At 59.0% G+C, this 13,390-nt stretch carries 6 protein-coding genes; 5 read left to right on the forward strand and 1 reads right to left on the reverse strand.

All coding sequences use genetic code 11. The annotated features are described in order from the left end of the window. Positions 1–10: 10 nt before the first annotated feature. The 5 genes from gyrA (at position 11) to GXX95_08305 (ending at position 11,682) form a co-directional block, all read left to right on the forward strand. Entirely contained in the window at positions 11–2,551 is a 2,541-nt protein-coding gene (gyrA, locus tag GXX95_08285; protein ID NLT38140.1) for a DNA gyrase subunit A, read from the forward strand. Between the two features lie 75 nt (positions 2,552–2,626). Further along, positions 2,627–3,349: a signal transduction protein gene (locus GXX95_08290; GenBank protein ID NLT38141.1), complete on the forward strand. Its 723-nt coding sequence runs from the start codon at positions 2,627–2,629 to the stop codon at positions 3,347–3,349. 52 nt (positions 3,350–3,401) lie between these two features. Beyond that, the gene (locus GXX95_08295; protein ID NLT38142.1) at positions 3,402–4,517 is read left to right on the forward strand and encodes a hypothetical protein; all 1,116 of its coding nucleotides are present in this window, start codon (positions 3,402–3,404) and stop codon (positions 4,515–4,517) included. 201 nt (positions 4,518–4,718) lie between these two features. Further along, a complete protein-coding gene (locus GXX95_08300) occupies positions 4,719–10,985 on the forward strand; it encodes a hypothetical protein (protein NLT38143.1) in 6,267 nt (2,088 codons plus the stop codon). A 106-nt stretch (positions 10,986–11,091) separates the two neighbouring features. Then, positions 11,092–11,682: a zinc ribbon domain-containing protein gene (locus GXX95_08305; protein NLT38144.1), complete on the forward strand. Its 591-nt coding sequence runs from the start codon at positions 11,092–11,094 to the stop codon at positions 11,680–11,682. A 25-nt stretch (positions 11,683–11,707) separates the two neighbouring features. On the opposite strand, the gene GXX95_08310 is transcribed toward GXX95_08305, so the two are convergent. Next, a complete protein-coding gene (locus GXX95_08310) occupies positions 11,708–13,390 on the reverse strand; it encodes a type II/IV secretion system ATPase subunit (protein ID NLT38145.1) in 1,683 nt (560 codons plus the stop codon).

Consider the following 13,390-nt stretch of genomic DNA (forward strand, 5'->3'; position numbering starts at 1 on the left):
AGGTGATCACATGACAGATACCAACGAATCACAAGAGGCTCCAAAGACCCCGGCCCGGGAGATCATCCGCCCCATCGAGCAGGAGATGAAGAAATCGTATATCGACTACGCGATGAGCGTCATCGTCGGCCGCGCGCTCCCGGACGTCCGGGACGGGCTCAAGCCGGTTCACCGCAGGATATTGTATGGCATGTACGATCTGGGCATGGCCTCAAATAAACCTCATAAGAAGAGTGCCAGAGTAGTCGGCGAGATTTTGGGAAAATACCATCCACACGGTGACTCCGCAGTCTACGACGCCCTGGTGCGCATGGCCCAGGACTTCTCGCTACGGTACACGCTCATCAACGGTCACGGCAACTTCGGGAGCGTGGACGGCGACGAGGCGGCGGCCATGCGTTATACCGAGTGCCGACTGGAGAAGGTGGCCGAAGACCTGCTTATGGACATCGACAAAGAGACCGTGGACTTCACCGACAACTTCGATGCCTCGCTGAAGGAACCGGTGGTGCTCCCATCGAAGGTGCCCAACCTCCTGATCAACGGCTCCTCGGGCATCGCCGTGGGCATGGCGACCAACATCCCGCCCCATAACCTCCGGGAGATATGCGACGCCCTCATCCACCTGATCGATGAGCCGTCGGCGGACAACCTCGACCTCATGGCCTTCGTCCGGGGGCCGGACTTCCCCACCGGGGGCATAATCTACGGTACCAACGGCATCATCGAGGCCTACTCCACCGGAAAGGGCCGGTTGAGGGTGCGGGCGCGGACCAACATTGAAGAGCATGAAGGTAAGAAGCGCATCATCGTCACCGAGATCCCCTACCAGGTCAACAAATCGGCCATGATCGAGAACATCGCCGAGCTGGTCAAGGACAAGAGGATCGAGGGCATCACCGACCTGCGGGATGAGAGCGACCGCGACGGCATGCGCGTGGTCATCGAGCTGCGGCGCGACGCCATGGAGGAGATAGTTCTCAATCAGCTGTTCACCCATACCCAGATGCAGGTTACCTTCGGGGTCATCAACCTGGCCCTGGTCAACAACGAGCCCAAGGTCCTCACGCTCCGGGACATGCTCCAGGCGTTCGTAGATTACCGCAGGATGGTCGTCATCCGGCGCACCCAGTACGACCTGCGGCAGGCGCAGGCGCGGGACCATATCCTGCAGGGACTGATCAAGGCGGTGGACTCGCTGGACGAGGCGGTGCGCATCATCCGGGAGGCTCGGACCACCGACGACGCGCGGGACGGCCTCATGAAGAGGTTCGAGCTGGACGAGGTGCAGGCCAAGGCCATCTTGGACATGAGGCTCCGGGCCCTCACCGGCCTGGAGATCGAGGACCTGAGGAAGGAGTTCGCGGAGATAGAGCAGAGCATCCGCGACCTCGAGGCCATCCTGGCCGACGAGTCCAAGGTCATGGGCATCATCAAGGCCGAGCTGGCCGAGGTCCGCGAGGCCTACGGCGACGAACGGAAGACGGAGATAGTCATCGACACCGGCGAGCTGGACATCGAGGACCTCATCCCCAACGAGGAGATGGTGGTCATGATCTCCAGCGACAACTACATCAAGCGCCTGCCGCTGGACACCTACAAGCAGCAGCACCGCGGCGGTCAAGGCCTTCTGGGAATGGAGACCAAGGAGGACGACCGCGTGGTGGACCTGTTCGTCACCATGACGCACAACACCATCCTGTTCTTCACCGACCGGGGCCGGGTGTACCAGCTCAAGGCCTACCGCATACCGGTGGCCGGGCGGCACTCCAAGGGCAAGCCCATCGTGAACCTCCTGCCCAAGCTGGAGGAGGGCGAGAAGGTGGAGAACAACCTCCCCCTGGATGGACTGGGGGACGGAGTGGACCTGATGTTCGCCACCAGGAACGGCATCGTCAAGAGGACCGCCCTCAGGGAGTACCGCAACATCCGCTCCAACGGGATCATCGCCATAAGCCTGGAGGACGGGGACTCGCTCGTGGACACCAAATTGGTCCAAGGGGACGACGAGATAGTCCTGGCCACCCAGAACGGGCAGGCAGCGCGCTTCGACGCCTCGGAGGTCCGCACCGTGGGGAGGCCGGCCATCGGGGTCATCGGCATGCGCCCCGAGCCGGGTGACGAGATCGTGAGCATGGCCGTGGTGAGGCCGGAGGACAAGCTCCTCAGCATCACCGAGAACGGCTACGGCAAGATCTCCCTCGTCTCCGATTACCGCAAGATCCACCGCGGAGGGAAGGGCGTGATCACCATCAAGACCACCGACCGCAATGGCAAGGTGGTCTCGGTGAGCACCATCGCCGATGACGATCAGATCATCCTCACCACCGTGCAGGGAAATGTGATCCGAACCCGGGCGGAGGAGATCCGCACCATGGGCCGCTCCACCCAAGGGGTGACCATAATGGGCCTCACCAATGGGGACAAGATCACCGCGGTGGCCCGCCTGGTGCGAGCGGAGGAGGAGATGAAGGTGGCGCACACCGAGTCCAAGGAGGACGCGTCCATGCTCCCGATGGAAGAGGACAGAGAGGACGACGGCGAAACATGAGCCAGATACCGCCGATAAGGCGGTGGGTCCACTTTTTTAATTTTATCGTCGCAACCTTTTTAATTGGTTGTAGTTTTGAATGTCCGGGGTAAGACTACGCTAACCGACTCCATACCGGGGCTCGACCGGATATTCCGGTCGGACATCGAAGCACCAAAGGTGATACTGGTCACCGGCCCTCCGGGCTCGATGAAGACCAGCTTCTGCTACTCGGTCATGTCGAACTATCTCGAGAAGTCTGGCGAAGTCGGCCTCTACGTGACGCTCGAGGAGACGACGGCCAGCCACCGCAATAACATGCAGAGCCTGGGCATCGATCCCAGCCCTAACATGGAGATATCGGACATCACCGACCTCCGGGAGCTGGACGACGTCATCGAGGAGGACAGCCCGACCGACTACATCCAATTCATTGAGCAGACCATAGAATATTACAAGAAGAAGCATGGGGAAAAGTTCTCCGTCTTCACCCTGGACTCCCTGGGAGCCCTCTATTCCCTGATGGAGCACCAGGAGAACATGCGTAAGAAGATGTTCTATTTCTTCAAGACCCTGCGCGATCAGAACCTGATATGCTTCATCGTTATGGAGCGTGTGCGCGGGGGCCCGTCCGATCTAATGGGGAACGAAGGATTCCTGGTGGACGGCATCATCGAGCTGGGCCTCGACCGAAACAAGGGGAAGTTGGTCCGGTTCATTAGGGTAGAGAAGATGAGGGCCTGCAAGCACAGTATGGAAAAGCATACAGTGGAGGTCGGGGAGAGCGGGTTGAACGTCCTGGGGCCGTCCCTGGGATAATGTCGCGATCGCGCGGACCGCCTTGTTGGCAAGGATCAATGGAGGGATACACATGACTACTGATGAGACCCCCATATGGGAGGTCATCGAGCAGTTCAAGGACAAGGTTAAGACCCAGGAGTCCGAGCTCAAGAAGAGGCGCGACAAGATCGAGTCCTTCGAGGCCGAGCTTGACAAGACCCGTAAGGAGCTTGATGCCCGCGCCGCCAGGCTGGACGCCCACGAGAAGGACATCCAGTCTCGGTTGGCCGACCTGACGCCGCGAGAGAGTGCGGTCCAAGAGCGGGAGGCCAAGGTGGTGAAGTTCGAGAAGGAGCTGCTCCAGCGCGAGGAGCAGGTCAACACCTTCCGCAACGAGATGGAGAGGAGGCAGCAGGAGCTGACCCGCAGGGAGGAGGGCATCGCCGCCCTGTCCGAGCGGAGCGCCAGCTACGAGAGCAACATCCAGGCCATGAGCGAACACATCCGGCAGATGGAGGAAGGCATCCTCAAGGACCAGGAGAGGTCCCACCAGCTGCTGGACGAGCTGTCCGCCGCGAGGGAGAATCTGTTGGCCAAGGCCAAGGTACTGGCTGATCAGGAGGCCCTGCTGGCCGAGGGCCGCAAGGTGGTCCTGGAGGAACAGAAGCGTTTCGTCAAGTGGGAAAAGTCGCTCAACCAGCGCGAGCAAGGTTTAGTCCGGAACGCCTCACCCGCCCCTGCATCGACGTTCGATTCCGAGCCCGAGCCGATCATCGAGGCAGAGCCTGTCGTGGAGAAGGAGCCCGAGCCGGAGCCCGAGCCGATCATCGAGGCAGACACTGTCGTGGAGAAGGAGCCCGAGCCGGAGCCCGAGCCGGAGCTTGAGATCCCCGAGGAGAAGGAGGAGGAAGAGCCCACCCCGGTCTTCAAGGCCGAAGAAGAAGAGGAGGCGCCTACGCCGGTCTTCAAGGCCGAGCCTGAGGAGGAAGAGCCCACCCCGGTCTTCAAGGCCGAGGAGAAGCCTAGCGGCCCTACCTGCCCTAGCTGCTCCAAGATCATATCCGAGGACGATGCCTCCTGCCCCCACTGCGAGCACGTCATCAAGGCTCCTCCGACGAAGAAAAAGCCATCTGAAAAGAAGGACGAGGCAGCCGACGATCCCTCGAAAAAACCGGTTTCCATTCGTAAAATAATTCGCCGAAAGTAGGGAGCCAGTCTCTACCCAGGCATGTTTTTTTATTTTCCCGTTCGTTTAATTTTTTGTTAATTGTATGCTCAGATATAAATAAACTGACACTTCTGATAGCGACGAATTCCCGAAGTAAAAAACATAGGGATCGGTGGGTTTATGAAAGGTCGTATTGTCGCCAATCGAGCTGCGAGCATCCTGATCGCGATAGGTCTCCTGATGTCATCATTCGCTGGAGTGGTGATATTGATGGTGAGCTCAAACGAGGCCCAGGCCTCTTTGCCTTCTGACTATTCCAATGGGGACCGTATCATCGGTTCCGATTACTCCATTAAAAGTTGGAACATCACCTCGACGTACACGATGAACGGCAACCTGACCATTAGGGACGGTGGCGTGGTCACCGTCACCAGCGGAGGTCTGGTGTTCGCCGAGAACATCGGGGGCGACAAGACCGCCGGGACCGCCGACGATCGCGTCTACACATTGATAATCGAGGACGGAGGGAAGCTGGTCCTCAACAACTCGACCCTTTCCACCAACCTCAATCAGCTGAACGCCTTCCCCAGCTTGGCCGTGATGGTGCGCAACGGCGGGACCCTGGAGGCATATGACAGCGTTCTCAGCTTCCCCGGGCACATGATCGTGGACGACTCCACCCTCACCATGTGGCGCTCCAGCATCACCGGCAACGACCAGGTGGGCTCCTACTGCAATGAGACCTACTTCCCTGAATCGTCCTTTAGTTATGCTCCGGTCCTGCTCTTCATGTCCTCGACCGTGAACATATACGACTCTTCCCTACCCAACATCTACCAGACCCCTGATCCCGATACTCCCTTCCTAAACCAGATATACACGGGAATGTACGACCACTCCTACTCCTTCGTCGCTGACAACGATAATGGTTCCAGCGGCGCCAGGGAAGCCGCGGACTACTTCCTTTCCAGGATGCCCTCGGCCAAGGCCAGCAATGATACCACCGGTTCTGACCTGGACTCCCTGCTGCGTTCCGACATGGAGAACTATGCGGTCGCCAACACCAAGACCATGTGGCTGGATGGCTTCGACAGCGGCGGACTGGTGTTCAACGCTGCGGACAACGTGCTGGCCACCCTGCATGTCCAGTACTATACCGGTAACACCTTCTCCAGCGCCTCCAAGGTGCTGTACCAGTACGAGAACGGGGCCGTAGGGTCCACCGCCATGACCTTCAGCAACACCCCTGTCAATCCCGTAACGGGCACAGCCGATCAGGTGATCGCCAGCGCGTCCCTGCCGTTCATGTCCTCCCTGGACCTCTCCGGTCTGAACATCGGGTTCTACAACAATGGCGGACAGACACTGTACATCAACAAGGTCTGGATAACCTTCGAGATCACCCTGCCCACCTACACCAGCATAACTCTGGCTGGTAACACGCAGTTCACGGCCGTGAACTCCATGATAGGCGTGGACTTCTCCGACAAGGAGAACCACAACACCATGGTCCTGCGTGACAACTCCATGGCCTACCTGTATGGTGTCAGCATGGATCCCGATTCTGAGAAGGAGCCAACAATGGTCGCCAACAGGCAGCCTGCGTTCGTGACCGTTGAGAAGACCATCACCTCAATAGTATCGAACAAGACAGCTGTAGTCGATACCACTGGATCGTCAATTTCCGCTGCGACTGCAAAAGACGCAAGCTACTATAATGTTCCATATGGTACAACACTCAGCTTACAAAATTTCAACACTAGCGGCCTCTCTGGTCCGATTAGTGGGGCTTCTTTAGTATTCGACTATTCAGCTAACACATACACTGGCTCAAACTATGTCAAATATAGTGTAAATGGTGGAGCTCTAACAAACACCAACATCAGAGTGTCACAGACAACCCATGAAATTGCACCTGAGTTTGACCTATACTCTCAAGGTGTAAACTCAATAGCAGATATTGATACAGTAGTCGTTCAAACTGTTAATAATGGGGCTTCAGGACAATACTTCGCTGTCAACTGTGTTTGGATAAACATTACACTAAGCCCCACGGTCAACATCTACCGCTGGGCTAACGTCACTGTATCCGACGTCCAGACCCTGCCTGTCAACGGGGCGATCGTAAGCTCTGTGATAGAGAGCTCTGGAGTTAACGCATACTACAACACCCCCGCGGGTGTCCAGAACTATCCATCCAGCGAGGTCCTGCTGTACCTGAACAAGAACTCCAACACCTACAACGTCACCGACAACGAGGGCAAGGCTCAGATCCCCCTCCTCTCGGAGGTGCTGGACCCTAAGAACCCCAACCCGTACGCTGCGTTCGCCTACGAGATGACCGTTTCGTACGAGAACACCACCGGCGCCCTGTTCATGAACAGCACCGGAGTTTCCTTCCAGCCATATCCGGACATGACCCCGGAAAACACCTGGAAGCAGATCAACGTGACCCTGCCCAGCCTGGCCCTGGAGCTTCCGGACCTGGTGGTGCTGCCAATAACGGTCACGCCTCTGACCGCCTACGAGGGCGACAGCGTACAGATATCGGCCACCGTTCACAACCGCGGCAAGACCACTGCCACCAAGGTGCAAGTGACCATTGTCGGATATGTCGGAGGTACCAACGCGGCCTTCTGGAACAATCAGACGATCGACACCATAGCTATCGGCTCTGAGAACGATTACACGCTGTCGACGGTCACCTGGAGCAACCTGCCCGCAGGTACACACACGATAAGCGTGTTCATCGACCCTGAGAGGAAGATATCCGAGGAGAGCAAGACCAACAACGTGATGTCCAAGCAGCTAACGGTCCTGAAGAACCTGGCCGAGCTCAGCGTGACCGCGGCCGACATAAGCTTCAGCCCCCAGCCCGCCTCGTCCATCGAGACAGTTACTGCCACCATCTACCTGAACAACACCGGTCGGGCCTCCGCTAACAACGTCACCGTTGACCTCTATGCTGGCAATGCCCAGTCGGGCGGCCTGTATATCGGTTCCACGGTCCTAACGGTGTCCATGGGCAGCTTCGCCCAGACCACCTACACATGGATGCCATCCCAGATCGGTACCTACCCCATCTATGTGTATGTGAACTCGAACCACAACGTCGAGGAGTACGATTACGACAACAACATGGCGTACAAGTCCCTCACCGTCAACATAGCTAGCACCGGCTCTGACCTGGTGGTCGGCGAGGCCCAGTACCCCACCCTTACCATAACCGGCCCCAACGCCTTCAACTGGGCGTACAATGTGCTGGTCGTCAACGACGGTGTGCTGACCATAACCAACACCGCGTTCACCGAGGTGCAGTCGAGCTCCTATCAGCTGAAGATCATCGTCAAGGACGACGCGACCCTCAGGCTGATGTCAGGCACGTCCCTGAACTCCAATCTGCACATCGACCTCTATCTGATGGACAACGCCAACCTGACGGTGGAAGGTTCCACCATATCGTCGGCGGTGCACATCCGGGCCGATGGCAACGCCCAGGTCTACATGACCTCGTCCACGGTAGCGGGGGACCTGGTCACTCCGGAGACCTCCTACGCCGAGGTGGTGGCCATCGATACCAACTTCGGTCAGTCCTGGTCCTCCTTTGGAGGCCACGCGACCGCATATGTGACAAACATCTCGATCCCGTCCCTCAACCCCAAGGACTCCGCCACCATCTACCACTACCGCTGGGTAAAGGTCGTGGTGCTGGACGGTACGGGGGAGAGGCTCCCCGGAGCTGACGTCTCCATATACCACCCTGTCAATGGAGCATACGGGGACGACCAGACCGGTGCCGACGGCTCGATCAACTTCCGCGTGCTGACCGATATACGGACCGCGGGCATGTCCACCTTCGAGGGCTTCCTCGGCAGTTATTTCGCCAACGCCAGCTACACCTATGGAGGCCAGACGTTCTATGGAATGTACACCATGAACGTGGGCGTCGTCGGCTACTCTGAGCCGGTGACCAGGACATCGATGGCGCCGGTGACCATCAGCATCGCCGATGCCCTCCCCGACCTGGACCCGCCCCTCGATCTGACCACGACCACACCATACCACTACCAACAGGTGACCGTCAGTACCGAGGTCTCCAACATCGGAGTGGTGGCCGCCCGTGACGTGGACGTGTACTTCTACGAGACCGGTGTCACGTTCTACCACACCACGATCGGCTACATCGCTCCCGGTGAGACCGTGTCCGTTTCCACCATATGGACCGCTTCCATCCTAGGGCAGCGGAACATCAGCGTGGCCATCGATCCCTTCAACCGCATAGCGGAGTTCGACAACACCAACAACGGCAACTACACCCTGGTGTCCGTCCATGGGATACCCGATCTGTACGTGGCCTCTGGCGATGTCGTGCTCACTCCCTCCTCTCCGATCAGGGACCAGAGCGCGACCATCAAGGCCAAGGTCCATAACAACGGGGACGTCTCCGCCGAGGACGTGAGGGTCAGCTTCTACGCGACCGATCCCTCTGGAGGAGTTAGAACCCTACTGTCCGACACCACCCTCAGCTACATAGACGTCAACGACTATGCCGAGGCCTCCATATCCTGGAACCCCAGCATGGCCGGGACCTACATACTGGAGGTCGTCATAGACAGGTTGGGAACGATAACCGAGATCTCGGAGGCCAATAACACCTATTCCTTCGAGCAGAAGGTCCTGAACTTCGCCGACCTCAGGGTCAGCTACGTCGTGTTCGACCCTGCCAGCCCGGTGAGCGTCAACGATGATGTGAGCATCGAAGCCTCGATCAAGAACATCGGGGACATCGCCGCCACCAACGTGCTGGTCCACTACTATCTGGGCAGCAGCTCCACGGGCACCCTCGTGGACACTGAGGTGATATCCACCATAGCTGCCGGACAGACGGTGACGATGACGGGCCACTGGATCGCAAGCATCCCCGATGGGGAGGGCAGCCAGGACGTACAGATCACCGTGCTCGTGAACCCTGACCTCCCCGGCCGCATAGGCGAGGTCTCCTACACCAACAACGAGGCCGTCATGACCCTCGCGGTCAATGACCAGCGGGCGGACCTGACCTTCGATAACGATATGGAGATCACCCGGGCGAACATCGAGGTCACCCATGCCAGCCAGGGTGAGACGGTTAACATCACCGTCACTGCCATGAACATCGGCAGCACCTCCGCCAGTGCCGTGAAGGTCCTCTTCTATGCTGTGGACGAGGATGGCAACCCAGTGCGGTTCGCCACCGTGACCAAGGACATCGGCATCGGCAAGGAGGTAGTGGTCAACACCACATGGCTGATCAACCGGGCCATGGGCAACTACACTATCCTCATCACCATCAACGAGGACGGGCTGATCGAGGAGAGCGACCACATCAACAACAACATAACCAAGGCCTTCGTCATCGATGCCCCCAACGCCAAGATCGACCTGAACCCCCTGGAGGGTTCAGACTACAAGCCTGGTGAGAGCATCCTGGTGACCGGCAAGGTCACCAATGAGAACACCAGCGAGGCCATTTCCGGCGTGACCGTCACCGCCTACCTGGTCAAGAACGGACAGATGGTTGGCGAGCCCTTCACCGCCAAGACCGGCGCCAAGGGTACCTACACCATATCCCTGTACGTGCCTGACGGTGCCAGCGGCGACTACCAGGTGCACACCTCGGTGACCATCGGCGACAAGACCACCAGCACCTTCAAGAACGTCAGCATAAAGGGCGTGACGGAGGGCGGCGTCCCCTGGTACCTGTACCTGGTGATCCTCGCGGTCATCGCCGCGGCCATCTTATTCTTCTCCGTATGGCTGTACAAGTACGGCCTGGGGAAGATGGTGGAGTGCGGCGAATGCGGCGCTCTGATACCTGAGGCCTCGAAGCGCTGCCCCAAGTGCGGCGTGGAGTTCGAGGTCGGTACCGCGAAGTGCAGCGAGTGCGCAGCATGGATACCGTCCAACTCCTCCACTTGTCCAGAGTGTGGCGCCAAGTTCATCAACGAGGCCATCGCGGAGGAGGAGAACGCCTACCTCGCCAAGATGAGGGAGCAGTACGATGCCTACGCCGAGACCTTCCGGGCCGAGGCCAAGGTGGCCATGGGCAAGAAGTACTCCGACACCAAGTTCACGGAGTGGTGGAAGAAGCAGCCGACCTTCGTCAGCTTCGAGAGCTGGCTGTCCAAGGAGGAGGAGAAGCGCAAGTTCAGCGGATCCTCCTGCCCCACCTGCGGAACCCTCAACCCCCGCGGCGCCACCATCTGCCACAAGTGCGGCTCCAACCTGGAGCAGCCCAAGGCGGAGGAGCCCAAGGCGGAGGAGCTGAAGGTGGACGCGGCGCCGGCACCGGCCGAGGAGGCCAAGACGGAGAAGGCTCCGGCCAAGCCCCTGAGGCGCATAGTGCGCCGGCCAGTGGAGAAGAAGGCCGTCCCCAAGCTGGAGGACATGAAGCCGGTCGAAGGCCAGGAGGCTCCCCTCGAGGAGAAGCCGGAGGAGAGTCCCGAGGGGAAGAAGCCTGAGAACTGAGGCTAGGCGGAAACCTCTTCCTAAACCTTTCCTTCTTTTATCTTTATCCTATCTGCACCAACTCGTTATCGCAATCTTTAATCGACACCGGAATAATGTCGGGTGGATGAACACGAGCTGTCCGCAGTGCGGGGGCGGTGTGCCTGACGGTGACAACCTCTGTCCCTTCTGCGGCGCTTTTCTGGAATCAAGAACAGATGCCGAAGTCGCAGGGGGCAAGGACGCCACCAACCTCAAGACCGAGGTCCTGCGGTGCCAGAACTGCGGCGTGGTGATGAACGGGGGGGAGAGGTTCTGCGGCCGTTGCGGCTTCCTCGCCGATGATCCATATGTCTGCCAAAGCTGCCAGGCCAAGATCGGCCCGGAGGACCGGTTCTGCACCAGCTGCGGACGTCTGCTCCGCCCGGACAAGCTGTACCGGTCCCGGTCCCGCCCCATCGCCGCTCTGATCCTGGGACTGGTTCCCGGATTGTTCTCGATATGGGGGCTGGGGCAGTTCTTCAACCTGTCATTCTACAAAGGAGCGCTGTTCTTCGTCCTGGGGGTGGCACTGCTGCTGGTGGCGCCCACCGCGCTCATAGTGACAATAAGCGGACTGCACGACCTGGCGGGGATCGCCGTCCTGGGCGCGGTGCTGTGGTGCGCTCTGTGGGTACTGCAGGCGATGGACGCGTACTGGGGTGCAGGCGGAGAATAATAAAAGAAAAAAATCAGGGAACGGCTCAATCGGCCATCTTTTCCTTGACCTCTTTCATGACCTTCTCGGGGTCCTTGTAGTACGCGGACACGATCTTGGCCACCTGTCGGTAGTTGTTGACCCCGATCTTCTTCATGTACTCCAGGATCTCGATGCGGCGCCGCACCTCCCTCTCCATCTCTCGGGGGGACCAGTTGCGCACCGCGCGGACCTTCTCGTAGGTGTAGGAGTGCCCGGAATAGGTGAAGCTGTCGTCCGCGGGGTTCCATGTGAACACCGAGTTGGTGATGAGCTCCCCGGTCTCGGGGTCCATGCCCACTATCTCCGTCAACCCCTTGACGCGACGGGTCATCTTCGTCCCCACCTTCACCTGTCCCTGCAGCAGCACCAGGTTCAGTGCGGTGAGAAGGGCACGGGGCAGATCGATGGGTTCGTTCTCCAGCCTGTGGACCATGGCTTGCACGTCCTCGGCGTGGAAGGTGGAGTAGGATATGTGGCCGGTGGCCATGGCCTGGAAGACGACGTATGCCTCCTTGCCACGGACCTCACCGACCATCAGGTACTGGGGTCTCTGCCTCAGCGCGGCGGTGAGGAGGTCGAACATATTGATCGATCCGCTCAAGGCCCCGCTCTTGCCCCCGAACCCCTCCCTGGTCAGGCCAGGGATCCAGTTCTCATGGGGAAGGTTCAGCTCCCTGGTGTCCTCGATGCTAACGATCTTCATCTGAGGAGGGATGAACAGCAGGATGGCGTTGAGGGTGGTGGTCTTCCCCGACGCCGTTCCCCCGCAGACCAGCATGGATGAGCCGAACTCGACGGAGATCCACAGGTATGACATCATCTCCGTGGACATGGTCTTGAACTTCAGCAGGTCGACGGGGGTGAAGGGGTTGTCCTTGAAACGCCGGATGGTGAACGACGATCCACGCTTGGTGACATGCTTCCCCAGTGTGGCGTTGAGCCTGGAGCCGTCGGGGATGGTGGCGTCCAGCAGGGGGTTGGCCACCGAGATGTGCTTGCCGCACTTCTGGGCCAGCCACACCACGTAGGCGTCCAGTTCCTGTTCGTCATCGAAGGTGATGTTGCTCTTTATGCTCCCATACTTGCGGTGGTAGATGTACAGGGGGATGCCCACGCCATCGCAGGACGCGTCCTCGATGCTGGGATCGAACATCATGACGTTGATGACCCCGTATCCGGTGAAGTCACGGCGCAGGAAGTACAGGATCCTCTCCTTGGAGATGGGGTTGAGGTTCACGTTGAGCTTGGACAGCACCCTCTCGGTGGCCTTGTTGAGGATGTCCCTCTTCTGCTCCAGGTCGTTGGTCTCGGCCAGATTGAGGGATATGATGAGGGAGCTCTTCAGGAGGTCCAATACGTTGTGCTCGTCCTCCGTTAGCATGGGCTCGATGACCTCATATAGGTACTCCCCGGCCACGGTATCGTACTTTATCCTGACGAAGGAGTACGGTTCCTCTATGGGTGTGACCTCCACCTCCTCTATGTTGGGGTCGGAGATCTTGGGTATCTCGGTTATGGCCGACGCTTCCGTGGTGGTGCCGGAGGGCAGCCTGACCCTCATGGGCTTGCTTCGGACCTTCACCAGGAAGGACATATAGCGGGAGGCCACGGAGAGCTTCTCCTTCTTGACCTTATTCTCGTCCTCGAACAGAGGCTCGATCTCTTCTTGCCGCATCGCTTCGTCCAT

The organism is Methanomassiliicoccus sp., assembly GCA_012719175.1.
GTDB lineage: Archaea > Thermoplasmatota > Thermoplasmata > Methanomassiliicoccales > Methanomassiliicoccaceae > UBA6.